Source organism: Neotabrizicola shimadae (assembly GCF_019623905.1).
GTDB lineage: Bacteria > Pseudomonadota > Alphaproteobacteria > Rhodobacterales > Rhodobacteraceae > Neotabrizicola > Neotabrizicola shimadae.
Genome location: NZ_CP069370.1, coordinates 1258880 through 1284003, shown reverse-complemented (window position 1 = coordinate 1284003; position 25124 = coordinate 1258880). Strand labels below are relative to the sequence as shown.

The window sequence follows — 25124 nt, the reverse complement described above, 5'->3', positions numbered from 1 at the left end:
GCTCAGAACATCGCGCGCCGCGCCCGCGCCCCGTCCAGCATCAGCGACAGATCGATCCCCACCGCGGTAAAGGTCGTCCCCAGCTCGATGCAGCGCTGCGCAAAGACCGGATCGCCGGTCAGGATGCCGGCGGGCTTGCCCGCGGCCCGGATGGCATGGATCGCGCGCTCCACCATCGCCTTCACCTCGGGATGCCCGGCCTGCCCTGGCAGCCCCATCGAGGCCGCCAGGTCCGCCGGCCCGATGAAGATCGCATTCACCCCGTCCACCGCGGCAATCTCGCCGATGCGCTCCAGCGTGGCCACCGTCTCGGCCTGGACGATCAGGCACAGCTCTTCCTCGGCCCGCGCGGCATAGTCCGGCACCGTGCCATAGCGCGTGGCGCGGGTCAGGTAGCTCACCCCCCGCACGCCCCGCGGCGCATAGCGGATGGCCGCCACTGCCGCCTTCGCCTCATCGGCGGTCTGGACGTAAGGGATCAGCAGCGTGAGCGCGCCGAAATCCAGGATGCGCTTGATCAGCACCGTGTCATTCGCCGCCGGCCGCACCACGGCCTCAACCGGATAAGGCGCCACCGCCTGCAACATGCCCAGAAGGTCCGGCACATCGGTCTGCGAATGCTCGGTGTCCAGCAGGATCCAGTCATAGCCCGCCGTGGCCAGCGCCTCGGCCACCACCTGGCCCCCCACCGTGTTCCAGATGCCGATCTGCTGGCGCCCCTCGGCCAACGCCCGCTTGAACCCGTTCACCGGCCGCATCACTTGCCCCCCGTCAGTGTCGCCATGCGCCGCAGCGCCAGAAGATAGCCCTCGGTGCCGAACCCGGCGATCACGCCCTCGGCCCGCAGCGAGACATAGGAATGGTGCCGGAAACTCTCGCGCTTGTGGACGTTCGAGATATGCACCTCCAGCACCGGCCCGTCGAAGGCGTTCAGCGCGTCGAGGATGGCGACCGAGGTGTGGGTGAAGGCGCCGGGGTTGATTACGATGCCCGACGCCTCGCCCCGCGCCTCGTGGATCCAGTCGATCAGCACGCCCTCGTGGTTCGACTGGCGGAACCGGGCCTCCAGCCCCAGCTCGCCCGCGAGGCGGCCGCAGGCCGCCTCGACATCGGCCAGGGTCTCGCGGCCATAGACCTCGGGCTGACGCTGCCCCAAGAGGTTCAGGTTCGGCCCGTTCAGGATGTAGACTGGTTTCGGCATCGCCCGGCCCCCCTTCAACGCCCGCGACCTTAGCCGATCCCGGTCCGGGCACAAGCGGGCGAAGCCCGCGCGCCGGCCTTTCGGCCGAGGCCGACCCTTGCACCTTCTGGGGCGTCCGAGCTCGGACGCCTATCCGTTCTATTTATTATCAATGACTTGCGAGATCGCATTAACTTGGACTTAAGAATTGCCCATGCCGGCCGAACCGCCTAACGCTCCGTCGCGCCCTTGCCGGCGAAGATGCGGTCACGGAAGGCTTCGATGCGGCGGCGGCGGGTTTCGGATTGCTTTGCCGACGAGAGCGCAATGACGTAGCTGCGGCGGCGGCCCCTGGTCAGGGCGAAGAACGCCTCGGCCAGAGCCGGATCGCTGTCGAGCGCATCGGCCAGTTCCCCAGGCAGGTCGGGTTCGGTCTCGTCGCGCGGCGCGATGCGTCCGGCTTCGGCATGGGCCATGGCCTCGGCCAGAAGGCGGCGCAGGATCGGCTCGCGTTCGCCGACCTGCGCAGGGTCGGTGAAGCACAGCATGTCGGGGTGGCGAGTGTTCGGCCCCTGCCGTTCCAGCGCGTCGTCCGGGTCCGACAGGAGCGCGGCATGAAAGAAGCTGAGCCGGAAATCGCCCTGCAGCGCGCCCATCACCGCGATATTGCGACCGGCGTGCATGTAACAGGGATGGCCCCATTTCACCACCTCGACCAGCCCCATGGACAGGCAGATCTGCCGCAACATGACCAACCCGTCATGCCATTTGGAGGCGGAGCAGGACGGGCTGTCGAAACGGGCACAGCGGCCGCATCCGCGAGTGAAATAGTCCTCGATTTCGGTAATCATCTGCCCCCGCGCGCCAATGCCTGCCGAGTCGACCGTTCATTTTCTGTCCTCGATTATCCCACGGGGGTGCGGGGGTGTGAAACCCCCGCGTCCGACGGTTGCATCTTGCGCAGCGCCGCAAAGCCGGGCGACAAGACGCCATGACCGCGACTCCCGACATTCTCTGCATCGGTTCCGTCATGTGGGACATCATCGGCCGTGCGCCGGTGGAGATGCGCGCGGGCATGGATGTGCCGGGGCGGATCACGCGGCTGCCGGGCGGCGTGGCGGCCAATATCGCCATGACGCTGGCGCGGATCGGGCTGAAGCCCGCCGTGCTCACGGCAATCGGGCGGGATGCCGAGGGCGAGGATCTGATCGCAGCGTCACAGGCGCGCGGCATGATCACCGAATACGCCCACCGGCCCGAGGGGTTGCCGACCGACCGCTACATGGCGGTCGAGGGGGCGAACGGGCTGATCGCGGCGGTGGCGGATGCGCATACGCTGGAAGCCTGCGGCGCGGCGATCCTGGCGCCGCTGGCGGATGGGCGGCTTGGGTCCGCGGCGCGGCCCTGGGCCGGACCGGTGGCGGTGGATGGCAACCTGACGGTGGCGCTTCTGTCCGAAATCGCGGGGTCGCCCCTGTTTGCGGCGGCCGATCTGCGGCTGGCCCCGGCTTCGCCCGGCAAGGCGGAGCGGCTGCGCGTGCTCTTGGGTCATCCGGGCGCGACCTTCTACCTGAACCGCGAAGAAGCGGGAAAGATCGCCGGTGTCGCGGTGCGGACAGCGGCCGAGGGCGCCGAGGCGGTGCGGGCGCTTGGGGCGGCGCGGGTGCTGGTGACGGATGGCGCCGGGGCCTGTGCCGATGGCTCGGCCGAGGGCGTGATCGTGGCGGTGCCGCCGCCCGTGACGGTGCGGCGCGTAACGGGCGCGGGCGATACGTTCATGGCGGCGCATCTGGTGGCCGAACGGTCGGGCGCCGGGAGGCGGCTGGCTCTGGAGCACGCGCTGGCGGCGGCCGCGGATTACATTTCTGGAGATGTCGGAACATGACCCTGCCCCTGATCCTGTCGCCCGAGGTGCGCGAGGCCAAGGCCGGTGGCCAGGCCATCGTGGCGCTGGAATCCACAATCATCACCCACGGGATGCCCTGGCCGCAGAATGTGGAGACGGCGCGGCTGGTGGAGGAGGACATCCGCGCCAGCGGTGCCGTGCCGGCGACCATTGCCGTGATGGGCGGGCGCATCCATGTGGGGCTGACCGCGGACGAGCTGGACAGGCTGGGCCAGGCCAAGGGCGTGATGAAGCTGAGCCGCGCGGATCTGGCGGTGTGCCTGGCCCAGGGCGGTGTGGGGGCGACCACGGTGGCGGCGACGATGATCTGCGCGCAGATGGCGGGGATTTCGGTCTTTGCCACCGGTGGCATCGGCGGCGTGCATCGCGGGGCGGAGACGAGCTTTGACATCTCGGCCGACCTGAAGGAACTGGCGCAGACCCCGGTGACGGTGGTGGCGGCGGGGGCGAAGGCCATCCTGGACCTGCCCAAGACGCTGGAGGTTCTGGAGACCGAGGGGGTGCCGGTCATCGCCTATGGGCAGGACGAGTTTCCCGCCTTCTGGTCGCGGTCTTCCGGGCTGAAGGCGCCCTTGCGGATGGACACGCCGCGCGAGATCGCCCTGGCGCACCGGATGCGGGGGGTGCTGGGGCTGAGGGGCGGGCAACTGGTGGCGAACCCGATCCCCGAGGCGGCCGAGATCCCGCGCCCCGAGATCATGCCGATGATCGAGGCGGCGCTGGCCGAGGCGGCGGCGCAGGGGGTCAGCGCCAAGGCGGTGACGCCTTTCCTGTTGCAGCGGCTGTTCGAGATGTCCTCGGGCCGGTCGCTGGTGGCCAATATCGCGCTGGTGCGCAACAACGCGCGGCTTGGCGCGGCCATCGCGCGCGAGCTGGCGGCGGGCTGAGGCGGGTCAGCCGAGAAGGTCGGTCAGCTCCACGCTGGATTCGTTGCCGATGCGGTGGCGGTGGCAGGTGATGAAGTCATCGGCTGCGACCCGCCCGGCTGCGCGCAGCCGGTCGAGAAGTGCAGGACTGGGCAGCATCTTGGTGGAGCCAGAGAGCGAGTTCATCAGCTTGTCGTCGCTGATGACGTGGAGGCGGATGTCCTTCATCGTCCCGCGTTCGATGCGGCCTTCGGCGATCAGGCGCTTGACGAAGCGGATGGCGCGCATCTCGCCCAGGAGCGCGGAGTTGAAACCGATCTCGGAGATGCGGTCCTGGATTTCCACCGGCGTCATGGGCAGCGCCTCGCGGCGCAGCGGGTTGACCTGGATGATGACGATATCCTCGGGCAGATCCGCATCGTAGAGCGGCCAGAGGGACGGATTGCCGGAATAACCGCCGTCCCAGTATTCCTCGCCCCCGATGGAGACGGCACGGAACACGGTGGGCAGGCAGGCCGAGGCGAGGATGGCATCGGCGGTGACGTGACTGCCGGTGAAGATGTGCGACTTGCCCGTGCGCACGTTGGTGGCGCCGATGGAGAGGCGCGGGCCTTCCGCCGAGGTGATGGCGTCGAAGTCGAAGCCAGTGACGATGTCGGCCAGCGGGTTCGTCCAGTAGCCGTCCAGGGCATAGGGCGAGACGAGTTGCGCGGTCAGCCCCGCGGGCGAGACCGGCAACAGGTTTTCGGCGATGGCACTGACATCGGCCATGTAGGGCCACCAGGCGCGCATCCAGGGCATGAGGCGGAAGTCGCCGGCATCGCCGACGGCATCCCACAGCGCGGCCAGCGCGGCGCGGGCGCCCTTCGGCCCGCCGGTGACAAGGCCGGCCTTCAGGACGGCCGCATTCAGTGCGCCGGCGGAGGTGCCGGAAATCGCGGCGATCTCGATCTCTGGCTCTTCCAGCAGGCGGTCGAGCGCGCCCCAGGTGAAGGCGCCATGCGCGCCGCCGCCTTGCAATGCGAGGTTGATGCGGTGGGTCATGGTCACATCGCCGTCCAGCCGCCGTCCACGCTGATCGTGGTGCCGGTGACCTGATCCGCGAAGGGCGAGCAGAGATAGACCACGGTGCCGCCGATCTGTTCGACGGTGGCGAATTGGCGCGAGGGCTGGCGCAGCAGCATGACCTCGCGGATCACCGTGTCGCGGTCCATGTTGTGGACCTTCATCTGGTCGGGGATCTGCGCCTCGACCAGGGGCGTCAGCACATAGCCGGGGCAGATGGCGTTGCAGGTGATCCCCTGCCCCGCGGTTTCCAGCGCCACCGTCTTGGACAGGCCGACGACGCCATGCTTGGCCGCGATATAGGCCGACTTGAAGGGCGAGGCGGTCAGGCCGTGGGCCGAGGCGATGTTGACGATGCGGCCCCAGCCTGCGGCGCGCATTCCGGGCAGCGCGGCGGCGGTGGTGTGGAAGGCGGAGGACAGGTTGATCGCAAGGATCTGGTTCCACTTGTCGATGGGGAAGTCCTCGACCGGGGCGACATGCTGGATGCCGGCGTTGTTCACCAGGATGTCGCAGCCGCCGGCCTTTGAGACCAGCGCGCGGCAGGCCTCGGCATCGGACATGTCGGCGGCGATGTAGCGGGCCTGGACGCCGTGGCGCGCGCCCAGTTCGGCGGCAAGGGCGTGATCCTCGGGCCGGTCGGTGAAGCTGTTCAGCACCACATCGGCGCCGGCGCGCGCCAGTTCCTCGGCCACGCCAAGACCGATGCCCGAGTTCGAGCCGGTGATGATGGCGCGCTTGCCCGTGAGCTGCATGGATCGAACCTCCCGCTGCATGTTGCAGGTGCAGCATAGTGAAACGCGCCGCCTTGGCCAGTGGCGCCATGCCCTTGCATCGCCACATTCGACCACTACTTCGGGACCGCCCCGGCATGTGGCCCGGGAGGATGCTAAGGTGTGCCCATGCGTAACCAGTTCCGGATTGCCCCCTTGGGTGAAGAGGACGATCCGTTGCTGATCGGCGATGCCCTTGGCGTGACGCCTTCCCTAACCCTGATCGAAGGCGTAGCCGCCGACGATGTGCTGCGCGGGACCGTCGATGCGGATGCGATGTTCGGTTTCGCGGGCCGGGACAGCCTGGATGGCGGCAAGGGCGACGACACGCTGTATGGCGGAGACGATGCCGACCGCCTGTCTGGCGGTGCCGATGCCGACCGTCTGCACGGTGAGGCAGGGGACGACCGCCTTTTCGGAGGGGACGGCGGCGACTGGTTGGAGGGTGGCGACGGCGCCGATGTGCTGCGTGGCGGCGCCGGATCGGACGGGGTTCTGGGCGGCCGCGGCGATGACATCCTGATCGGTGGCGCCGGGAACGATGCCTTGCACGGCGAGGATGGCGACGATGGCCTTTGGGGTGGCGAAGGCGACGATGGCCTTCTGGACACAGAGGGCGACAATTCGCTTTTTGGAGGGGCCGGTCACGACATGATTCAGGCCGGTTCGGGAGATGACCTGCTGATCGGCGGGAACGGGCAGGATTCCCTGCTCGGTGGTGCGGGCAATGACAGTCTTCATGGCGGGACCGGCGACGACCGCCTGGTCGGTGAAGGCGGGGTCGACCGGCTTTGGGGCGATGCGGGAGCAGACCTGTTCGTGTTCAGCGGCCCTGCCAATGCCGGAAGTGGCGGCGACGTCATGATGATCGTTCAGGACTTCACGCCTGGCGAGGACCGGCTGTTGATCGAACAGGGATCGGGACGCGACGCAGTGGAAGTGTACCGCGATTTCATGGCCAGCGCCGTGCAGACTGAACGCGGGGTGACCTTTGTCGACGGGTCCGGCGGGCGTCTGGTCTTGCTTGGAGTGAATCTCGAAGACCTGACGGTCGCCGACTTTGCCGCAGACGGTGAGCCGATCGGGGAAAGTCCGGCCGCCCTGACCGCCCCTGTGAATGTGCTGCGCGGCACCGAGGGGAATGACACCGTCGAAGTCACCGGGGGCGACCATCTCGTCCACCTGTTCGGCGGCGACGACATGTTCGATGCCTATGGCGGATCGGACCTTGTCTATGGCGGGGCGGGCAACGACTACCTTTACGTGAATGACCTTCTGAAGTCGTCCAGCCTGTATGGCGGAGCCGGCAACGACACGCTGGATTCTGGCGAAGCCGATGACCTGTTGTTCGGGGGAATTGGCGACGATGACCTGAAGGCGGACGGGGGCTGCGACACGATCTACGGCGGGGATGGTGACGATCTGGTCAATGGCATGGAAGGCGACGACCTCATCTATCTGGGGGCTGGCGCGGATTACAGCTCTGCGGATGGGCGCGACACGATTCACGGCGCTGCCGGCGACGACCTCCTGTGCGGCGTAAGCGATGGAAGCTGGATCTTCGGCGGTGCCGGGAATGACCAGTTGCAAGGGACGGACAGAGGCTCTGCCACCCTGTTGGGCGGCGCAGGCGATGACCTGATCTTGTCCGGCACCGCGGCCTCGATCATCCGCGGCGGCGACGGGCGCGATGCCTTGTATCTTTACGGAGAGTCCAGCCAGGTGTTCGGCGGGTCCGGCGAGGATCTGTTTGTGTACCGCGACGGGGTCACGGTCATTCACGACTTCGTGCCGGGCGAGGATCTTCTGGCCTTTTCCATTCCTGGTATCGACACCGCGGCGGACGCCTGGGCCTATTTCCAGGCCGAGGCACGCGATGGGAATGGCCGCATCCTTGTTGGCGACGAAGACGGAACGAGGATCGTGCTGGTTGGCCTGTCGATGGCCGATCTGACCGAGGCTGACTTCAGCGTCGCGCCCCTCTTCTGAGCACCCTCCCCGGTCTGACGGCGCGGCGCCCTTTGCCTTGATTGGCAACGGCGAGGCCAAGGCGTGACACGACGCCGGACCCGCAACACCCGTGCTGACCCGGACTTAGCGACGGCACCGGATCGGAAGTGCGGACATGCCATGGTTCCGCCACAATCCCGTCCTGCGCGCGCCGCATTGCCATGGCAGCGACTGTTTCCATGGGCGCGACGACTCTGACGTGTTCCCAGGATTGACCGTAGGCGCGATGCGAGGACGGATTTGCCCTGCGTCGAAAGCGCAGGCAGTCAGGGGTGATGCGGGATGAAAAAAACGCCGGCGCAAGGCCGGCGTTAAGTCGTTGAGGCAGGTTTCATACAGGCAAGAAACCTATCGAGCAGTGAAGTCTGTATACCCCGTTCACTTGCAAAGGCCAAGATAAAAGTTTGAAAGCCATGGACTTGCGGCCTAGTCTGCCGATCAAGAAAACAAGGCGAGCGGAGGATTGTTGCGCCGATGACACCGGAGTTTTTCGCACGCGGACGGGGCGTGGTCGCATCGTTGCTGGCCACCGCGATTCTGTCGGGGGCGGCCTGGGCCGAACCGTCGCATGGCATAGCTATGTATGGCGAACCTGCGCTTCCACCCGATTTTGTGTCGCTGCCCTATGCCAATCCGGAGGCACCGCAGGGCGGTCGCATCCTGTTTGGCGAGAACGGCACCTTCGACAGCCTCAACCCCTTCATCGTGAAGGGGAACCCGGCGACGGGCGTCTCGGCCTACACGGTCGAGACGCTGATGGGCCGGTCCTATGACGAACCCTTCACGCTGTACGGGCTTCTGGCCGAATCAATCGATACCGATGACGCACGAACCTATGTGGAATTCACGTTGCGTGAGGGGGCGACCTTTTCGGACGGCAGTCCCGTGACGCCCGAGGACGTGATCTGGAGTTTCGAGACGCTCGGCACCCAGGGCAACCCGCGCTATGCCGCGGCCTGGAAGAAGATCTCCAAGTCGGAGAAGGTAGGCGAGCGCGGCGTGCGCTTCACCTTCAACACCGAGGACCGCGAATTGCCGCTGATCCTTGGCCTGCGGCCGATCCTGAAGAAGGCGCAGTTCGAGGGCAAGGATTTCACCGTCTCGTCGATGGAGCCGATCATCGGGTCGGGGCCTTATGTGGTGGCCGAGGCGGAACCGGGGCGGTTCGTTTCCTATCGCAAGGACCCCGACTGGTGGGGCAAGGACCTGGCCTTCAACAAGGGGCTCTATAACTTCGACGAGATCCGGTATGACTGGTTCGGCGATGCGGGGATCGTGTTCGAGGCGTTCAAGGCCGGCGACATCACCAGCTACCGCGAGGCCAATCCGGCGAAATGGGAGACGAACTACAACTTCCCGGCGGTGCAGTCGGGCGATGTGGTGAAATCCGTCATCCCGCATCAGCGGCCCTCGGGCATCGAGGGGCTGGTGTTCAACACGAGAAAGCCGATGTTCGCGGACTGGCGGGTACGCCAGGCGCTGATTGATGCCTTCAACTTCGAACTGATCAACCAGACGCTGAATGGCGGGATCAGCCCGCGGATTTCGTCCTATTTCGGCAATTCCTTCCTGGGCATGACCCCCGGCCAGCCCGCCGAGGGCAAGGTCCTGGCGCTGCTGGAACCCTACAAGGACCAGCTTCTGCCCGGCGCGATCGAGGGCTATGCCCTGCCGGTGAGCGATGGCAGCGAGGCCAACCGCAAGAACATCCGCGCGGCGACCGACCTTCTGGCCGAGGCGGGTTGGACGGTGCAGGACGGCGTGCTGAAGAACGCGGCCGGAGAGCCCTTCACCTTTGACATCCTATTGGTGAACGGCGCGGACGAGATGGTCTCGGTCGCCAGCATCTATGTCGAGGCGCTGAAACGGCTGGGGATCGCGGCCACCGTCACCACGGTGGACAGCGCCCAGTACAAGGAGCGCACCAGCGCCTATGACTTCGACATGACGCATTACGTGCGGTCCTTGTCGCTGTCGCCCGGCAACGAGCAAACGCTGTACTGGGGATCGGCCGGCGTGACCGAGCCGGGCACGCGCAACTGGATGGGCATGAACTCTCCACCCGCCGAGGCGATGATCGCCACGATGCTGAATTCGACCGACCCGGCGGATTTCGTGGCGGCCACCCAGGCGCTTGACCGCATCCTGACCAGCGGGCGATATGTGATCCCCATCTGGTATTCGGACGTATCCCGGATCGCGCACCGCAAGGAGTTGCACTATCCCGAGAAGCTGCCGCTCTACGGCGACTGGATCGGGTTCCAGCCGGACGTCTGGTGGTACCAGGACTGAACAAGAACACGCGGCAACGACCGAAGAGGCAGAGCATGAAATGGATCAAGGTGGCGGCGATCTTCGCCGCCCTCGCAGGGTGCAACACGGTGAACGGCGTGGGCCAGGATATCTCTGGCGCCGCCGTCACGGTGCAGGACTGGATGTGACGCAGGCGGTCAGGCGAGCGACGTGACCCACAGGATGGTCGCGTCCTCGTCCGACAGGCTGATGACGTTGTGGCCCATCGAGGCGTCGTAATAGGCGCTGTCGCCGCGGCGCAGGTCCACGGGTTCGTAGAATTCGGTGTAAAGCCGCACGATGCCGGTCAGGACCAGGAGGAACTCTTCGCCGTCGTGGCGGACCCAGCCGCCGAACTCTTCCAGCGCCCGCGCCCGCACGCGGGTGCGGTAGGGCAGCATCTTCTTCGACTTCATCGCCCCGGCCAGGAGCTCGTGCTCGTAGGTCGTGGTCAGGTGCGGCTGGCCCTCGCCCGCCCTGGTGGTGGCCATGCGGCCCATCACCTGCGCCCGCGACGGCGGGGTGAAAAGCTGGGGCACCGAGATCGCAAGACCCTCGGCCAGCTTCTTCAGCGCCTCGTAGGTGGGCGACATCTGGCCGTTCTCGATCTTCGAGAGGGTGGAGCGCGCAAGCCCCGCCTGGGAGGCCGCCTGTTCCAGCGTCCAGCCCCGGCTCTTGCGCAACTCGCGCACGCGTTCGCCCAGGTTCAGGGGCTCCACGCGGGTTTCGCCGCCGTTTTCGCGGGCGATGCGGATGATGGCGGTCGGGTCGCTCATGGCTTGGGAATAGGGGTTGCGCGGGCCGCGCGCAACTGCCGCCGTGGTGCGGTCACTTGTCCCGATTCCTGTCTTCAAATATCCCACGGGGGGCCGGCGGTGTGCCCCCGGCGTCTTCCAGCCCGCGCAACCGGATGCCATGCTCTCGATCGACGACCGCCGTCCATTTGCTTCCTGTCCTGCCCCCTTCAACCTGGCCGCCCATGTGCTGGCGGCGGGCGGGGCGCAGCCGGACAAGGTGGCATTGGCGGTCCTGAAGCCCTCGGGCGCGGAGCGGTGGAGCTATGCGCGGCTGATCGCGGCGGTGCGGGGCGCGGGGACCGGGCTTCTGGCGATGGGGCTGGAACCCGGCGACCGCGTGCTGATGCGGCTTGGCAACGAGACGGCGTTTCCGGTGGCCTTCCTGGGCGCGATTGCCGCGGGGCTGGTGCCGGTGCCGACCAATGCGCAGCTGACCGAGACCGAGATCGCGCGGCTAGCCGGGCGTATCGCGCCGCGCCTGATCGTGGCGGGCGCGGGCGTGGCCCTGCCCTCCCCTCTGCCCTGCCCGGTGTTGGCGGCGGCGGATCTGCTGGCGATGGAGCGCCTTGCGCCCTGCGCCTGGGACATGGGGGACCCGGAGCGGCTGGCCTATGTGGTGTTTACGTCGGGCACTTCGGGCAACCCGATGGCCGTGGCCCATGCGCATCGCGCGATCTGGGCGCGCGGCATGATGCGGGCGGGGTGGGAGGGGTTCGAGGCCGCCGACCGCGTGCTGCACGCCGGCGCACTGAACTGGACCTACACGCTTGGCACGGGGCTTTTGGACCCCTGGACGGTAGGGGCGACCGCGCTGGTTCCGGCGGCGGGCACGGCGCCCGCGGCGCTGCCGCTGCTGCTGAAGCGCTTCGACGCCACGGTGTTCGCCGCGGTGCCGGGCGTCTATCGGCAGATGCTGCGCGGTTCTCTGCCGGAAATGCCAAAGCTGAGGCGGGGCCTGTCTGCCGGCGAAAAGCTGGCGCCCAGCCTGCGGGAGGCCTGGCAGGCAGCGACCGGTACCGCGCTGCACGAGGCGCTTGGCATGTCCGAGGTCTCGACCTACCTCTCCGGTTGCGATGCGCGCCCTGCCCCGCCCGGAGCCGCCGGTTTCGCGCAACCGGGGCGCTGCATCGCGGTCCTGGGCGAGGGTGGCCAGCCGGTCCCGCGCGGGTCCGAGGGCGTTCTGGCGGTGGCGCGGGATGATCCGGGCCTGATGCTGGGCTATCTGGGCGCGCCGGACGTCACCGCGTCCCGTTTCGCGGGCGACTGGTTCGTGACCGGCGACCGCGCCGTGATGGCGTCGGACGGCGCCGTGACCACGCTTGGGCGAAATGACGACCTGATGAACGCGGGTGGTTTCCGGGTAGCCCCGGCCGAGATCGAGGCGGCGCTGGCGCATCTGCCGGGTGTTCACGAGGTGGCGGTGGCCGAGGTGCCCGTGGCCTCGGGCGCCACCGTGATCGCCGCCTTTTGCGTCAGCGACAGGATGCTGGAGCCAGAGGCGCTGGATGCACAGGTCTCTGTGCATCTGGCGCGCTGGAAAGTCCCGCGCATGTGGGTCAGGGTGGACCGACTGCCGCGCGGCGCCAATGGCAAGCTGGACCGCAAGGCGCTTGCCGCGCTTGTCCCGAAAGGCCCGTGATGGTTCGTCTTGATGTATTCGCCGACCCGGTCTGCCCGTGGTGCTTTGTGGGCAAGGCCGGGCTGGACCGGGCGCTGGAGGCTCGGCCGGGTCATCCCTTCACCGTGGAATGGCATCCGTTCCAGTTGAACCCCGACACGCCGCGCGAGGGTGTGGACAAGCGCAGCTGGCTGGAGGCCCGGTTCGGCGGCAAGGCGCAGGTGGATGCCGTGCATGACCGTCTGCGCGAGGTGGCACGCAAGGCTGGCGTGGATCTTGACCCGGACGTGCCAAAGCGCATTCCCAATACGCTGGACGCGCACCGGCTGATCCACTGGGCGGGGCTGGAGGGGCGGCAAAGTGCGGCGGTCGGAACCCTGTTTCGCGCCTATTGGCGCGAAGGGCGCGACATCGGCAATCCTGCCGTGCTGGCCGATATCGGCGCGGCCATCGGCATGGACCGGGCGGCGGTGGTGCGGCTTCTGGCCTCGGATGCTGATGTGGACGAGACCCTGGCGCGCGAGGATCACGCGCGGCAGCGTGGCGTGCGGGCGGTGCCGACCTTCGTGATCGCGGACCGGCATGTCGTTTCGGGCGCGCAGCCCCATGACCTGTGGCAACAGGTGATCGACGACCTGGTCGCCCAGTCGGCAAGCCGGGGCTGATCCGATGGCCAGCACGACCGAAGCCCCCGCCCGCGGCGCCCCGCTGGAGTTCATCGCCCTGATGGCGATGATGTTTGCCACCGTGGCGTTTTCGATTGACGCAGTGCTGCCCGCCCTGCCCGAGATTGCCACCGAACTGACGCCGGCCGATCCGAACCGGGCGCAGCTGATCCTGACAAGCTTTGTCTTTGGCATGGGTCTGGGCACGCTGGTGATGGGGCCGCTTTCGGATGCCCTTGGCCGCAAGCCGGTGATCGTGGGCGGCGCCGTGCTGTACTGCCTGGCAGCGGCCGTGGGTTATGTCGCGCCGACGCTGGAGACGGTGCTGGCGGCGCGCGTGGTGATGGGCCTGGGCGTCGCCGCGCCGCGCGTGGTGTCGCTGGCCATGGTGCGCGACCTTTACGCCGGGCGCGACATGGCGCGGATCGTGAGCTTTGCCATGATGGTCTTCATGGTGGTGCCGGCGGCGGCGCCACTGGCCGGGGCGGCGATCATTGACGCCTGGGGCTGGCGCTCGATCTTCCTGGCCTTCCTGGTCTTTGCCGTGGTGATCATCAGCTGGGTGCAGTGGCGCCAGCCCGAGACGCTGCCGGTGGCGGCGCGGCGCCCCCTCCGCCTTGGGCAGTTGGGGCGGGATGCGCGCGAGGTGCTGACACACCCGCTGATCCTGAAGGCGATCCTTGGCATGACGCTGGTCATGGGGGCGCTGTTCGCCACCCTGTCCTCGGTGCAGCAGCTTTTTGGCGAGACCTATGGCCGCGCCGAGAGCTTTCCGTGGTGGTTCGCGCTGATCGCGCTGTTCTCGGCAGGATCGGGCCCGCTGAACGCCCGGCTGGTGATGACGCTTGGAATGAGGCGGGTGGCCGGGCGGTCCTTTCTGGCGCTGGCGCTGTTTTCCGGCTTGTTGGCCGGGGCGGCCATGGCGGGGCTTTGGTCCGGCGGCCTGCCGTTCTGGGCCTGTTTCGCCTGGCTGGTGGCCGCGTTCTTTTCCACGGGCCTGACCATGGGCAACCTGAACGCGCTGGCGATGGAGCCGATGGGCCATGTCGCCGGGATGGCGGCCTCGCTGATGGGGGCGATATCCACGGTGGCCTCGACCTTGCTGGCGGTGCCGGTCGGGCTGGCCTTCAACGGCACGCCAGTCCCTCTGATTGCGGCGACGGCCCTGTTCAGCCTGCTTGGCTGGGGCGTGGTCAAATGGATGGGCCAGCGGGTCTAGCCCTTGGGCTTGACCACCTTCTCGGCAAGGTCGCGGGCGATCGCATAAGCCCCCTTGATGCGGTCGCCTTCCGTCTTCCAGTCGCGGGCCAGCACGATCTTGTTGCCGGTGATCTTGGCGGCCTGTCCCTCGGCCTTGATGAAATCCACCAGCCCCGCCGGGTTGGCGAACTTGTCGTTGTGGAACATGATTGTGGCGCCACGCGGCCCTGCATCCAGCCGCGAGATGCCGGCGCGGCGGCACATCGCCTTGATGCGCACGACGAGAAGAAGTGTGTTCACCTCTTTCGGCAAGGGGCCGAAGCGGTCGATCAGTTCGGCGGCGAAGCCTTCCAGTTCCACCTTGGTGGAGAGCGAGGAGAGGCGGCGGTAGAGGCCGAGGCGCACGTCGAGGTCGGGCACGTAGGCGTCGGGGATCAGGACAGGCACGCCCAGGTTCAGCTGCGGCGCCCATTGGTCATCGACCGTGGCCAGGCCGCCGATCTCGCCCGAGCGGAGCTTGCTGATCGTTTCCTCCAGCATCTGCTGGTAAAGCTCGTAGCCCACTTCCTTGATGTGGCCCGACTGTTCCTCGCCCAGAAGGTTGCCCGCGCCGCGCAGGTCCAGGTCGTGGGAGGCCAGGTTGAAGCCCGCGCCAAGCGAATCGAGGCTGCCCAGAAGGCGCAGGCGCTTGGTGGCCTGCGGGGTCAGCGCCATGCGGGGCTTTGTCGTCAGGTAGCAGTAGGCCCGCGTCTTGGACCGGCCGACGCGGCCGCGGATCTGGTACAGCTGACCCAGCCCGAACATATCGGCGCGGTGAACGATCATGGTGTTGGCGGTGGGGATATCCAGACCGGATTCGACGATGGTGGTGGACAGAAGCACGTCGAACTTGCCGTCGTAGAAGGCGTTCATCTTCTCGTCCAGCTCGCCCGCGGGCATCTGACCATGCGCGATGACATAGCTGACTTCGGGCACCTGGGACTTCAGGAAATCCTCGATCTCGGGCAGGTCGGCGATGCGGGGCACGACAAAGAAGGACTGCCCGCCGCGGTAGCGTTCGCGCAACAGCGCCTCGCGCAGGGTGACGGAGTCGAATTCCGAAACATATGTTCGTATTGCAAGCCGATCCACCGGCGGGGTGGCGATGATCGACAGGTCGCGAACGCCGGTGAGGGATAGCTGCAGGGTGCGCGGGATCGGCGTGGCGGTGAGGGTCAGCACATGGACTTCCGACCGCATTTCCTTCAGCCGTTCCTTGTGGCCGACGCCGAAATGCTGTTCCTCGTCAACGATCAAGAGGCCGAGGTTGCGGAAGCTCACGCCCTTGGCAAGGATCGCATGGGTGCCGATGCAGATGTCCACCGTGCCTTCGGCCAGGCCGGCGCGCGTTTCGTTCGCCTCTTTCTGGCCGACGAAGCGCGACAGTTGCCGGACGTTGACCGGGAAGCCGCGGAAACGGTCGGCGAAGCTGCGGTAATGCTGGCGGGCCAGCAGCGTGGTAGGGCAGACCACCGCCACCTGCATCCCCGACAGCGCCGCCACGAAGGCGGCGCGCATCGCCACTTCGGTCTTGCCGAAGCCCACGTCGCCCACGATGAGCCGGTCCATCGGGCGGCCGGCCTCGAAATCGGTGATGACGTCCGAGATGGCCGAAAGCTGGTCGTCGGTTTCTGGCCAGGGGAATCGGGCGCAGAAGGCCTCCCACATCTGGTGGGGCGGTTCCAGAACCGGGGCCTGGCGCAGAAGGCGTTCGGCCGCAACGCGCATCAGACGGTCGGCGATCTCGCGGATTCGTTCCTTGAGCTTGGCCTTCTTGGCCTGCCACGCCCCGCCGCCCAGGCGGTCCAGGAGCCCCTCTTCATGGCCATAGCGGCTGAGCAGTTCGATGTTCTCGACTGGCAGGTAAAGCTTTGCGCTTTCAGCATATTCCAGCGCCAGGCATTCATGCGGCGCGCCAAGGGCGGTGATGGTCTCCAGCCCCAGGTAGCGGCCGACGCCATGTTCGACATGCACCACCAGATCGCCAGGCGTCAGGGCGTCGGCCTCGCGCAGGAAGTTCTCGGCCTTGCGGCGGCGCTTGGGGCGGCCAACCAGACGGTCGCCCAGAACGTCCTGTTCAGAGATGACGGCAAGGCCGGGCGCGGTGAAGCCCGCCTCCAGCGCCCAGACCATCAGATACAGCCCGCCGCGCCCGATTTCGGGCACATCGCGGAAATCCTTGACCAGTTTCGTGGCCGCCAGGCCCTGATCGTCCAGCAGCCCCTTCAGCCGTTCCCGAGCGCCTTCGGACCAAGAGGCGATGACCACGTGGCGGTCTTCCAGCAGTTCACGAACATGGGCCGCCAGCGCACCGAAAAGGCTGACCTTTTCCTGCTGACGCTCCGGCGCGAAACTGCGCCCGATCCGCCCGCCGGCATCCAGCACGCCGGGGCCGGGAGATTGGGGCAGCGAAGACAGGCGGATCACCCGGTGCCCCGACACAGCCGCATCCCAGCCGGCATCGTCCAGGTACAGAAGGCCCGGCGCCACCGGCTTGTACACCGTGTCGATGCGGCCCTTCTGGGTCATCGCCTCGATGCGCGAGTCATAACTGTCGGCGATCCCCTCCCACCGCGACAGGCGGGCGGCGTCGATCTGGTCGTCCAGCATGACCGAGGCGTCGGGCAGGTAATCGAACAGCGTTTCAAGCCGATCATGGAAGAACGGCAGCCAGTGTTCCATGCCCTGATGCTTGCGCCCGGCGCTGACGGCCTCGTACAGCGGATCGGAGGTACCCGCGGCGCCAAACTCCACGCGATAGTTCTGGCGGAACCGGGTGATGCCGGCCTCGTCCAGGATCACCTCTGACATGGGCGAAAGGTCGATGGCGGAAAGCTTTTCGGTCGTGCGCTGCGTCTCGGCATCGAAGCGACGGATGCCGTCCAACGTGTCGCCGAAGAGGTCCAGCCGCACTGGCTGGCGGCTGCCTGGCGGCCAGAGGTCGATGATGCCGCCACGGATCGCATAGTCGCCGGGTTCAGCCACGGTGGCGACCGGGTGAAAGCCCATGCGGGCGAGGAAGCCCTTCAGCGCCGTCTCGTCCACGCGCTGCCCGACCCCGGCGCTGAAGGACGCTGCGCGCAACACCTCGCGCGCGGGAAGGCGCTGCGTGGCGGCCGACAGCGTGGTCAGCAGGATGAATTCGCCCCGCACCGCGCCCTGTGCCAGAGCGGCCAGCGTGGCCATGCGGCGGGCGACGATGGCCGGATTGGGCGACATCCGATCATAGGGCAGGCAGTCCCAGGCCGGGAAATCGAGGACCAGCGCAGAGGGTGCCATGACCGCCAGCGCGGCGCGCATCGCCTCCATCCTCTTGTCATCGCGGGCGACATGGATGACGGCAGCCCCCTTCGCCAGTTCGCGGGCCAGAAGCCGGGCGTCGAATCCCTCCGGAGCGCCGCCAAGAAGGATACGGTCGGTGGCCATGGCTCAGCCGAAGACGCCGATATGCAGGTTCTGCCACATGCCGTACAGCGAGGTGACGAAGATCGAGACCACGCCGATGCCCTGTACCATCATGCGGTGCAGCATCAGGCGGCGCCACAGCGCGGGACCGGCAATACCCTCGGCCCGGATCCGCCGGGCGGTGCGGAGCGACAGCTGGAACACCAGCGTCATCGGCGCGAGGAGGAAGATCAGCGCCTGCGCGAACTCCACGTTGTAGTAGAAGGCGAGCACAGCCAGCGTGGAAAGCAGGAAGGCCGACGTGCCGATCAGCCCGGCCCCCGCAGTTTCCGAAATGTAGAGCAGACGGTTCACGTTGATCGAAACTATGAGGTCCAGGTCCTCGACCGCCTGGCCGCCCTTGCGCCGAGCACGGGTGACCATATCGAAGGGCACGCCGATGACCCAGTGGCTGGCCGACGACCACAGCACAGCCAGCGCAATCCAGTACCACAGGTTCGAGAATGACCGCATGTCGATCAGTTCGAAGACCTTCTGATACCAGTCCACCGTCGCGCCCCGTTTCGTCCGCACCGCTCTTGAGGCGGGCCTCTTTCCATGTCAGGCAAGAAGAACGACTGCAAGCCCCCGATCAGCCGAAAGCCAGCACATGCGCCCGATCTCTGCCCCCTGCCCCTCGCTTCGCTTTCGCCGACTGCGGCGGACGCCTGCCCTTCGGGCGCTTGCGCAGGAAAACGTGCTGTCGGTGGGCGACCTGATCTGGCCGGTGTTTGTCCGCGACGGCGCAGGCATGCGCGACGCGATCCCGTCGATGCCGGGGGTGAACCGTTTGTCGGTGGACCTTGTGGTCGAGGCGGCGGCGGATGCGGCAGACCTGGGCATACCGGCGATCTGCCTGTTCCCCTACACCGACCCGGCGCTGAAGACCGAGGCCTGCGAAGAGGCCTGGAACCCCGATAACCTGGCCAACCGGGCGATCCGGGCGATCAAGGCGGCGGTGCCCGGCATCGCCGTGATGACCGACGTGGCGCTGGATCCCTACAACGCCAAGGGCCATGACGGGATCGTGCGGGACGGGGTGATCCTGAACGACGAGACGGTCGAGGCGCTGGTGAAGATGGCGCTGGTGCAGGCCGAAGCCGGGGCAGACATTCTGGGGCCTTCGGACATGATGGACGGCCGCATCGGCGCGATCCGCGACGCGCTGGAAGCCGACGGGCACGGGGACGTGGCGATCATGTCCTATGCGGCCAAGTATGCCAGCGCCTTCTACGGCCCCTTTCGCGATGCGGTGGGTGCTTCGGGCGCGCTGAAGGGCGACAAGAAGACCTATCAGATGAACCCCGCCAACAGCGACGAGGCGCTGCGGCTGGTGGAGCGCGACCTGCAGGAAGGCGCGGACATGGTGATGGTCAAGCCGGGGATGCCCTATCTGGACATCGTGCGGCGGGTGAAGGACGCCTTCGGCGCGCCGACCTATGCCTATCAGGTCTCGGGCGAATACGCGATGATCCGGGGGGCGGCGCTGAACGGGTGGATCGACGGCGAGAAGGCGATGCTGGAAAGCCTGATGGCCTTCCGCCGCGCGGGCTGCGACGGGGTGCTGACCTACTTCGCGCCCGAGGCGGCGCGGGCCATACGCCGAGGGTTGTGACCGGCGGGGGCTTGCGCATCGGTGGCGCGGCCCGTGACAGGACGCCGCGCTTGGGCTAGGAAGATCTGAAGGGGCGGCAAGCCCCGATTTGTCCGGCAGAGACCGGATCAGGCATGAGGTGAGCAGATGCAGATGTCTCGGCGGATGATGCTGGCCGGATTCGGGGCGACCACGGCGCTGGCGGCTTGCGGGAACGGGGTCAACAGCAACGGGGCGGCGGAGATCGACGCGCGGGTGGATGCCACCAAGCAGTTCCTGGACGGGCGCTATCCGGGCACGATTGAGCTGACCGACAAGGCTTACGGGGTGCTCTACATGCCGCTGATGACCGAGGCGGGGTTCTTCGTGGGCGGGGCCTACGGGCGCGGGGCGCTGCGGATCAACGGGGCCACGGTGGACTATTACTCGGCGACCGAGGCGTCCTATGGGTTGCAGATCGGGGCCCAGCAATATGGGCACGCCCTGTTCTTCATGACCCAGGATGCCCTGGCGGCCTTCCGGTCTTCGGATGGATGGGTGGCCGGGGTGGACATCCGGTATGCCACGCCCGACCAGGGCGGGTCGATCGGGGCGGATACCACCCAGTCGGAGCCGGTGATCGCGCTGGTCTTCGGGCAGCAGGGGCTGATGGCCGGGGCTTCGATTGCCGGGACGAAGTATACCCGGATCATCCCCTGAGCCGGGCCTGCCGAGGGGGGCGTCCGAGCTCGGACGCTCTGCCCTACGCAGCAATATCAAGGACTTGCGCGCGTGTCTTAACTTGGACTTAACACTTGTCCGAGCCAGACCCTTCGCGGGCGGGGCTCAGAAGATCACGATGTCCGCCGCGGTCATGGTGGCGCCCGCCTGGAGGGATGCCACGAGGACGCCGGCGCCCGTGCCGGTGCCATCGGCATCGAACCACAGCGTGCGATCCGCCGTGCGGAAGATGAAGCGGTCGTTGCCATCCTGCGCGAGGTTGTCGGCGCGGCTGACGAACAGCCCGGCGGCGAGTGACCCCGCGGCCAGACCGCCGCCGAAATCGGCCGAGATCAGGAAGCGGTCATTGTTGCCTGCAGCCGCGGAGGAGAAATCCGCGAGCAGGTCGCCACATTCTGCCAGGCGGTTGAACTGGAAGCTGTCGTTGCCTGCGCCGCCGGACAGGATGTCGATCCCGCCGCCGCCGATCAGCGTGTCGGCGCCGGCCTGGCCGAACAGCTGGTCGGCCCCGGCCCCGCCGTTCAGGATGTTCGCGGCAGAGTTGCCGCCGATGCGGTCGGCCTGGGTCGTGCCGATCACACGTTCGAATCCGGTATAGGTGTCGCCCTCGGCCCAGCCCGTCGAGTCCCATGACCCGTCGAGGGCGAGTTCCACCGCGCCGTCGCCGGTGCGGAAATCGAGAAGGTCGCTGCCGCTGCCGCCGTCGAAACTGTCCTCGCCGGCGCCGGGGCGGAACCTGTCATTCCCGTCGCCGCCGCGCACGGTGCCCATGACCTCGCCGCCGCGCCCGTCATAGGAGTCTTCACCCCCGCCCAGTTCGACATGGCCGATGATGCGCCCGCTGTTGACCACGGCGTCGTCGGTGTCCGTGCCCGCGAGACTGATCGCCGTGCCCAGGGTGCCGCGGATCAGGCCGCTGTTGATGATGGTCGTGGCACTGAGGGTCGAGGCGAAGGCGTCGATGGCCTGGCCGCCGATGATCGTTCCGCTGTTGACCAGAAGATTGCCGACAGAGGCGGAGCCGCCCTCGAGGCGGATGGCGGCGAGGTCGCCGGAGATCGTACCGGCATTCCCGAGTTCCAGCCCGGCGCCGATATAGTCGACCCCGACAAAGCCCCGGACCACGCCGGTTGCCGTGAGCGTGATGGTGCTGCCGATCATCTCGTGACCGAAATCGCCCAAGAGGAAGGCCCAGGTGGAAGTGGCCGCAGTACCGGCGATGAAGATGTTGTGCTGGCCATCGGTCGTGCCGGAAAAGAGATCGTGCTGGCCATAGACGAAACCATCGGTCCCGATGACGAGGCCGTCGAAGAGGTCGAGGACGAGCGGACCGGCAAAGAGGATGGTGGAATTGTAGGCGTGCATCGTCATGGGAAAAATCCGGGTGAGGAAAGCGAATGGGGCAGACTAGACTTGACTGGAGGTCGGGAGCAATCCCGCGCGGCGGGCGGCCTGCCCTCTCCCCTTTCTCTGCCGCGGGCCCGGCGTTAGGGTCGCGTCCAATGAGTCTTTGGCCTTGAGTCGCTGGCCATGACAGGAGGCTTTTCATGCTGACCATCTATGGCGTCTATCGTTCGCGCGCGTCGCGGCCGCTGTGGCTGATGGCCGAGACCGGGACCGAGTTCCGGCATGTGCCGGTGATCCAGTCCTATCGGCTGGAGGACCCGATGGCGGCGGATGCGCCGCTGAACACGGCGTCGCCGGCCTTCCTGAAGGTGAACCCGCAAGGCCAGGTTCCGGCCATCGAGGACGACGGGCTGGTACTGACCGAAAGCCTGGCGATCACGCTGCATCTGGCGCGCAAGTATGGCGGTGCCCTGGGTCCGATGGGCGAGGCCGAACAGGCGCTGATGGAGCAGTGGGCGATGTATGCCGCGACATCGGTGGAAAGCGATGCGGTGGAGATGCTGTACATCTACCGCGACGGCGGGGCGAAGACGCCTGAGGGACAGGCGGCGATTGCCGTGCTGGCCGAGAAGCTGCGCCGCCCGTTGCGGCGGCTGGACAGCCACCTGGCGGGGCGCGACTGGCTGTTGGGCGACCGCTTTACCGTGGCCGACCTGAACACCGCCGAGGTGGTGCGCTATGCCCAGGGTCACCCGACGCTGTTGTCGGAGTTCCCCGAGGTGGCGCGCTGGCTGGCGGCGGCCCAGTCGCGGCCAGCCTTCAAGGCGATGTGGGAGAAGCGGTCGGCCGAGCCCGAGTGAGGCGGATCAGCGCGCCAGCACGATTTCGGCCTTGAGCCCGCCGAGATCGGCACTGTCGCCAAGCCGCAGAAGGCCGCCATGGCTGCGCGCGATGTCGGCGGCGATGGCAAGGCCGAGGCCGACTCCACCGCCCGTGTTCTGGCCGCGCGCGGCATCGAGCCGGGTGAAGGGTTTCATCGCCTCTTCCCGCTGCGCCGCCGGGATGCCTGGCCCGTCATCCTCGACCACGAAGCGGATGGACTTTGCCGTGACATCCACCCCGACCCGCACCCGGCTGCCATAGCGCAGGCCATTGTCCACCAGGTTTTGCAGCGCGCGTTGGATGGCCTGTTCGCGCAGCGGCACCCGGGCGCGACCGACCTCGCCCGCCGTCACGGGTTGGTTTGTGCGCGCGGCGGTGTCCACCAGCTTGCGCACCAGGGCGCTGACCTCGACATCCTGCGGGTCTTCCAGCGCATCGCCGCGCGCGAAGGTGAGAAACTCCTCGACCATGCGTTCCATCTGGCCGACATCCTCGCGCAGCGCATCGGTTTCCGGGCCTTCGGGCATGAGGGCGAGTTCCAGCCGCATCCGGGTAAGCGGCGTGCGCAGGTCGTGGCTGACACCGGAGAGAAGCGCGGTGCGGGTTTCGATCTGGCGTTCGATGCGGGCACGCATGTCAAGGAAGGCATGGCCGGCGGCGCGCACCTCGGTGGCGCCGGAGGGGCGGTAGTCGACGTGACGGCCGCGCCCGAACGCCTCGGCCGCGGTGGCAAGGCGGGTGATGGGACGGAGCTGGTTGCGCAGGAAGACATAGGCCACCAGCGTCATCACCAGCGAGGTTGCCAGCATCACGACAAGGAGCTGGTGCGGGTTGGTGGCCGAGGCGCGGCGCCGGTCGGCCACGAGTTCCAGGAGCCCGAAGCGGGTGTCGATCCAGATCCGCGCCTCGCGCGGGGTGGTTTCCAGATCGACGGCCTGCACGCCGGGCAGGCCCGCGCGAAGGGTGTCGATCACCTCGCGGCCGGAGAGATCCCAGAAGCGGCGCAGGTCGGCCTCGGGCATCGGGGTTTCGGACGGAAGCCAGGCGGTGAAGTCGAGCCCCGGCCCCATCCGTTCCAGCCGCACGCGCGCGATCTCGGCACTGGGCGCGTCATCCACCATCTGGAGCGCATAGGCCAGTTCCACGACGATGGAATCGGTCATCTGCCGGGTCACGGCCTCGAAATGGCGCTGGATGAAGGCCATGGACACGACAAGCTGGATCGTGACGATGGGCACCACCAGGATAAGGGCGGCGCGGCCGAAGAGGCTGCGGGGCAGAAAGGATTTGAAGGTCATGACGGGGCCAACCTATCGCCGCGATCCGCCTTACGGAAGGCCGGAGGCGGTGGCGCCGGGGGTGCGGCGGATCCTTGCGCGCAATCCGGGGCCGATGACCTTTGAGGGCACGAACAGCTATGTCGTGGGCGAAGGTGCGGTGGCGGTGATCGACCCAGGCCCCGAGGATGCGGGGCACCGGGCGGCGCTTCTGGCGGCGCTGGCGCCGGGCGAGCGGGTGGCGGCCATCGTGGTGACGCATCCGCATCTGGACCATTCGGCCGGTGCGGCCGCGCTGGCGGTGGCGACGGGGGCGCCGGTTCTGGCCTACGGCCCGGCCGGCGTGGGGCGGAGCGCCACGATGGCGCGGCTGGCGGCGGCGGGGCTGACCGGGGGCGAGGGAAGCGACACGGGCTTTCGCCCCGACCTTGTGCTGGAAGACGGCGACGGCGTGGACCTGGGGGGCGGGTCGCTGGTGGCGCTGCACACGCCGGGGCACATGGGGGCGCATCTGGCGCTGGCCTACGGGGATGTGCTGTTCAGCGGGGATCTGGCGATGGGCTGGGCCAGTTCGCTGGTCTCGCCGCCCGACGGCGACATGGCGGCCTACATGGCCTCGCTGGAGCGGCTTGCCCGGGGGCGGTGGGCGGCGATGCTGCCGGGGCATGGGCCGGTGGTGGAGGATCCGGCGGGACGGCTGGCCGCGCTGATCGCGCATCGGCGGGGGCGCGAGGCGGAGGTGCTGGCGGCACTGGAGACGCCGGGCGATGCGGGCGCGCTGGCGCGGCGCATTTACCGCGACACGGCCCCTGCCCTGCTGCCCGCGGCCGAGCGCAACGTGCTGGCGCATCTGATCGACCTGTGGGAACGCGGCCTTGTGGCGGCCGAGGGCGAGCCCGGCCCGGCCACGCGGTTCCGGCGGAGATGACGGCGCGTTTTCTTCGCAACGCCCCCTTGCCCCTGCCGGAATCGGTTGCTATACGCGCCCCGTGTTCCGGCGTAGCTCAGCGGTAGAGCAGTTGACTGTTAATCAATTGGTCGTAGGTTCGATCCCTACCGCCGGAGCCAAAAATCCCAAGAGCGACAATCAGATGAACCGCAATATTGCGGTGCTGCTTCTGATGGCCTGACACGGCTTCGCCGGCTGAATTTTCCCTGATAGTTTGCAGAGGGAACCGGGGCAATCCCCGCGACCTTGGCCCGTTCGGGGGATGATGCCTTGGACCCAGCACGCGACCTCGACGAGATTGCCGCGATCCGGGCGATCCTCGCTTCGGCCCCGCGGCCCGTGGGATGGGACGAGCGGCGCAGGCGCATTGCGGCGGTTGGAACGGTCTGGCCGGTGGCCGGGGACATCGCGGTTCAGAAGGTGGATGCGGGGGGCGTGCCGGCGGAATGGTCGCTGGCCCCCGGCAGCGATCCGGGCCGCGTGCTCTAGTACCTGCACGG

General features: G+C 67.6%; 23 protein-coding genes and 1 tRNA gene. 14 read left to right on the top strand and 10 right to left on the bottom strand.

The features are described from left to right. Positions 1-2: 2 nt before the first annotated feature. From JO391_RS06180 to JO391_RS06170, 3 genes are all read right to left on the bottom strand, one after another. Entirely contained in the window at positions 3-758 is a 756-nt protein-coding gene (locus JO391_RS06180; protein WP_310795062.1) for an HpcH/HpaI aldolase family protein, read from the bottom strand. Then, on the bottom strand, positions 758-1201 hold the full coding sequence (gene aroQ / locus JO391_RS06175; protein WP_220663408.1) for a type II 3-dehydroquinate dehydratase: 444 nt from the start codon (positions 1199-1201) through the stop codon (positions 758-760). Before aroQ ends, JO391_RS06180 begins: the two co-directional genes overlap by 1 nt. 209 nt (positions 1202-1410) lie before the next feature. Beyond that, positions 1411-2031 carry a YdeI/OmpD-associated family protein gene (locus tag JO391_RS06170; protein ID WP_220663407.1) on the bottom strand — a complete coding sequence of 207 codons (621 nt, stop codon included), beginning with the start codon at positions 2029-2031 and terminating at the stop codon, positions 1411-1413. A gap of 140 nt (positions 2032-2171) precedes the next feature. On the opposite strand from JO391_RS06170, the gene JO391_RS06165 reads away from it, so the two are divergent. Beyond that, positions 2172-3065, top strand: coding sequence for a PfkB family carbohydrate kinase (locus tag JO391_RS06165; RefSeq protein ID WP_220663406.1), 894 nt, complete (start codon positions 2172-2174; stop codon positions 3063-3065). Next, positions 3062-3973: a pseudouridine-5'-phosphate glycosidase gene (locus JO391_RS06160; protein ID WP_220663405.1), complete on the top strand. Its 912-nt coding sequence runs from the start codon at positions 3062-3064 to the stop codon at positions 3971-3973. Before JO391_RS06165 ends, JO391_RS06160 begins: the two co-directional genes overlap by 4 nt. A gap of 6 nt (positions 3974-3979) precedes the next feature. Here JO391_RS06160 and JO391_RS06155 read toward each other — a convergent pair whose 3' ends face one another. Both JO391_RS06155 and JO391_RS06150 read right to left on the bottom strand, forming a co-directional pair. Further along, positions 3980-4996, bottom strand: a complete 1017-nt coding sequence (locus JO391_RS06155) for a patatin-like phospholipase family protein (RefSeq protein WP_220663403.1) — start codon at positions 4994-4996, stop codon at positions 3980-3982. A 2-nt stretch (positions 4997-4998) separates the two neighbouring features. Further along, complete coding sequence (locus JO391_RS06150) at positions 4999-5772, bottom strand: 3-hydroxybutyrate dehydrogenase (RefSeq protein ID WP_220663401.1); 774 nt, start codon at positions 5770-5772, stop codon at positions 4999-5001. A gap of 147 nt (positions 5773-5919) precedes the next feature. Here JO391_RS06150 and JO391_RS06145 point away from each other — a divergent pair, with 147 nt between their 5' ends. The 3 genes from JO391_RS06145 to JO391_RS06135 all read left to right on the top strand — a co-directional run bounded on the left by JO391_RS06145 (position 5920) and on the right by JO391_RS06135 (position 10241). Then, the gene (locus JO391_RS06145) at positions 5920-7779 is read left to right on the top strand and encodes a calcium-binding protein (RefSeq protein ID WP_220663399.1); all 1860 of its coding nucleotides are present in this window, start codon (positions 5920-5922) and stop codon (positions 7777-7779) included. A gap of 495 nt (positions 7780-8274) precedes the next feature. Next, the gene (locus tag JO391_RS06140) at positions 8275-10092 is read left to right on the top strand and encodes an extracellular solute-binding protein (RefSeq protein ID WP_220663397.1); all 1818 of its coding nucleotides are present in this window, start codon (positions 8275-8277) and stop codon (positions 10090-10092) included. A 35-nt stretch (positions 10093-10127) separates the two neighbouring features. Further along, positions 10128-10241: an entericidin EcnA/B family protein gene (locus JO391_RS06135; protein WP_220663395.1), complete on the top strand. Its 114-nt coding sequence runs from the start codon at positions 10128-10130 to the stop codon at positions 10239-10241. 9 nt (positions 10242-10250) lie between these two features. Here JO391_RS06135 and JO391_RS06130 read toward each other — a convergent pair whose 3' ends face one another. Next, complete coding sequence (locus tag JO391_RS06130) at positions 10251-10868, bottom strand: helix-turn-helix domain-containing protein (RefSeq protein ID WP_220663393.1); 618 nt, start codon at positions 10866-10868, stop codon at positions 10251-10253. Positions 10869-11007: 139 nt separating this feature from the next. Here JO391_RS06130 and JO391_RS06125 point away from each other — a divergent pair, with 139 nt between their 5' ends. From JO391_RS06125 to JO391_RS06115, 3 genes are read left to right on the top strand one after another with little or no spacing between them, the layout of a single operon-like run. Further along, positions 11008-12528 (top strand): class I adenylate-forming enzyme family protein, encoded by a 1521-nt coding sequence (locus JO391_RS06125; protein WP_220663392.1) that lies wholly within the window; start codon positions 11008-11010, stop codon positions 12526-12528. Then, entirely contained in the window at positions 12528-13172 is a 645-nt protein-coding gene (locus tag JO391_RS06120) for a DsbA family oxidoreductase (protein ID WP_220663391.1), read from the top strand. Before JO391_RS06125 ends, JO391_RS06120 begins: the two co-directional genes overlap by 1 nt. Before the next feature lie 4 nt (positions 13173-13176). Beyond that, a complete protein-coding gene (locus JO391_RS06115; RefSeq protein ID WP_220663390.1) occupies positions 13177-14391 on the top strand; it encodes a multidrug effflux MFS transporter in 1215 nt (404 codons plus the stop codon). On the opposite strand, the gene mfd is transcribed toward JO391_RS06115, so the two are convergent. After that, complete coding sequence (mfd, locus tag JO391_RS06110) at positions 14388-17837, bottom strand: transcription-repair coupling factor (protein ID WP_220663389.1); 3450 nt, start codon at positions 17835-17837, stop codon at positions 14388-14390. The genes JO391_RS06115 and mfd overlap by 4 nt on opposite strands. Before the next feature lie 3 nt (positions 17838-17840). Beyond that, a complete protein-coding gene (locus JO391_RS06105; protein WP_220664460.1) occupies positions 17841-18365 on the bottom strand; it encodes a component of SufBCD complex in 525 nt (174 codons plus the stop codon). Positions 18366-18465: 100 nt separating this feature from the next. Between JO391_RS06105 and hemB the strand changes: the two genes are divergently transcribed. Both hemB and JO391_RS06095 read left to right on the top strand, forming a co-directional pair. Beyond that, positions 18466-19470: a porphobilinogen synthase gene (hemB, locus tag JO391_RS06100; RefSeq protein WP_220663388.1), complete on the top strand. Its 1005-nt coding sequence runs from the start codon at positions 18466-18468 to the stop codon at positions 19468-19470. 126 nt (positions 19471-19596) lie between these two features. Then, positions 19597-20148, top strand: coding sequence for a lipid-binding SYLF domain-containing protein (locus JO391_RS06095; protein WP_220663387.1), 552 nt, complete (start codon positions 19597-19599; stop codon positions 20146-20148). Between the two features lie 126 nt (positions 20149-20274). Here the strand turns inward: JO391_RS06095 and JO391_RS06090 are convergent, their stop codons facing one another. Further along, complete coding sequence (locus tag JO391_RS06090; protein ID WP_220663385.1) at positions 20275-21540, bottom strand: calcium-binding protein; 1266 nt, start codon at positions 21538-21540, stop codon at positions 20275-20277. Positions 21541-21716: 176 nt separating this feature from the next. Between JO391_RS06090 and JO391_RS06085 the strand changes: the two genes are divergently transcribed. Then, a complete protein-coding gene (locus JO391_RS06085) occupies positions 21717-22376 on the top strand; it encodes a glutathione S-transferase family protein (RefSeq protein WP_220663383.1) in 660 nt (219 codons plus the stop codon). 6 nt (positions 22377-22382) lie between these two features. On the opposite strand, the gene JO391_RS06080 is transcribed toward JO391_RS06085, so the two are convergent. Beyond that, entirely contained in the window at positions 22383-23696 is a 1314-nt protein-coding gene (locus tag JO391_RS06080; protein WP_220663381.1) for an ATP-binding protein, read from the bottom strand. On the opposite strand from JO391_RS06080, the gene JO391_RS06075 reads away from it, so the two are divergent. From JO391_RS06075 to JO391_RS06065, 3 genes are all read left to right on the top strand, one after another. Beyond that, complete coding sequence (locus JO391_RS06075) at positions 23695-24603, top strand: MBL fold metallo-hydrolase (RefSeq protein ID WP_220663379.1); 909 nt, start codon at positions 23695-23697, stop codon at positions 24601-24603. The two genes, JO391_RS06080 and JO391_RS06075, sit on opposite strands and share 2 nt — an antisense overlap. A 65-nt stretch (positions 24604-24668) precedes the next feature. Further along, a tRNA-Asn gene (locus JO391_RS06070) sits at positions 24669-24743 on the top strand. Positions 24744-24894: 151 nt separating this feature from the next. Beyond that, positions 24895-25113, top strand: a complete 219-nt coding sequence (locus JO391_RS06065) for a hypothetical protein (protein WP_220663377.1) — start codon at positions 24895-24897, stop codon at positions 25111-25113. Positions 25114-25124: the final 11 nt, after the last annotated feature.

Bases quoted from the DNA above. Each gene is read 5' to 3' on its own strand.
- JO391_RS06180 (WP_310795062.1), bottom strand. From the start codon at position 758: ATGCGGCCGGTGAACGGGTTCAAGCGGGCGTTGGCCGAGGGGCGCCAG.
- aroQ (WP_220663408.1), bottom strand. From the start codon at position 1,201: ATGCCGAAACCAGTCTACATCCTGAACGGGCCGAACCTGAACCTCTTG.
- JO391_RS06170 (WP_220663407.1), bottom strand. From the start codon at position 2,031: ATGATTACCGAAATCGAGGACTATTTCACTCGCGGATGCGGCCGCTGT.
- JO391_RS06165 (WP_220663406.1), top strand. From the start codon at position 2,172: ATGACCGCGACTCCCGACATTCTCTGCATCGGTTCCGTCATGTGGGAC.
- JO391_RS06160 (WP_220663405.1), top strand. From the start codon at position 3,062: ATGACCCTGCCCCTGATCCTGTCGCCCGAGGTGCGCGAGGCCAAGGCC.
- JO391_RS06155 (WP_220663403.1), bottom strand. From the start codon at position 4,996: ATGACCCACCGCATCAACCTCGCATTGCAAGGCGGCGGCGCGCATGGC.
- JO391_RS06150 (WP_220663401.1), bottom strand. From the start codon at position 5,772: ATGCAGCTCACGGGCAAGCGCGCCATCATCACCGGCTCGAACTCGGGC.
- JO391_RS06145 (WP_220663399.1), top strand. From the start codon at position 5,920: ATGCGTAACCAGTTCCGGATTGCCCCCTTGGGTGAAGAGGACGATCCG.
- JO391_RS06140 (WP_220663397.1), top strand. From the start codon at position 8,275: ATGACACCGGAGTTTTTCGCACGCGGACGGGGCGTGGTCGCATCGTTG.
- JO391_RS06135 (WP_220663395.1), top strand. From the start codon at position 10,128: ATGAAATGGATCAAGGTGGCGGCGATCTTCGCCGCCCTCGCAGGGTGC.
- JO391_RS06130 (WP_220663393.1), bottom strand. From the start codon at position 10,868: ATGAGCGACCCGACCGCCATCATCCGCATCGCCCGCGAAAACGGCGGC.
- JO391_RS06125 (WP_220663392.1), top strand. From the start codon at position 11,008: ATGCTCTCGATCGACGACCGCCGTCCATTTGCTTCCTGTCCTGCCCCC.
- JO391_RS06120 (WP_220663391.1), top strand. From the start codon at position 12,528: ATGGTTCGTCTTGATGTATTCGCCGACCCGGTCTGCCCGTGGTGCTTT.
- JO391_RS06115 (WP_220663390.1), top strand. From the start codon at position 13,177: ATGGCCAGCACGACCGAAGCCCCCGCCCGCGGCGCCCCGCTGGAGTTC.
- mfd (WP_220663389.1), bottom strand. From the start codon at position 17,837: ATGGCCACCGACCGTATCCTTCTTGGCGGCGCTCCGGAGGGATTCGAC.
- hemB (WP_220663388.1), top strand. From the start codon at position 18,466: ATGCGCCCGATCTCTGCCCCCTGCCCCTCGCTTCGCTTTCGCCGACTG.
- JO391_RS06095 (WP_220663387.1), top strand. From the start codon at position 19,597: ATGCAGATGTCTCGGCGGATGATGCTGGCCGGATTCGGGGCGACCACG.
- JO391_RS06090 (WP_220663385.1), bottom strand. From the start codon at position 21,540: ATGACGATGCACGCCTACAATTCCACCATCCTCTTTGCCGGTCCGCTC.
- JO391_RS06085 (WP_220663383.1), top strand. From the start codon at position 21,717: ATGCTGACCATCTATGGCGTCTATCGTTCGCGCGCGTCGCGGCCGCTG.
- JO391_RS06075 (WP_220663379.1), top strand. From the start codon at position 23,695: ATGACGGGGCCAACCTATCGCCGCGATCCGCCTTACGGAAGGCCGGAG.
- JO391_RS06080 (WP_220663381.1), bottom strand. From the start codon at position 23,696: ATGACCTTCAAATCCTTTCTGCCCCGCAGCCTCTTCGGCCGCGCCGCC.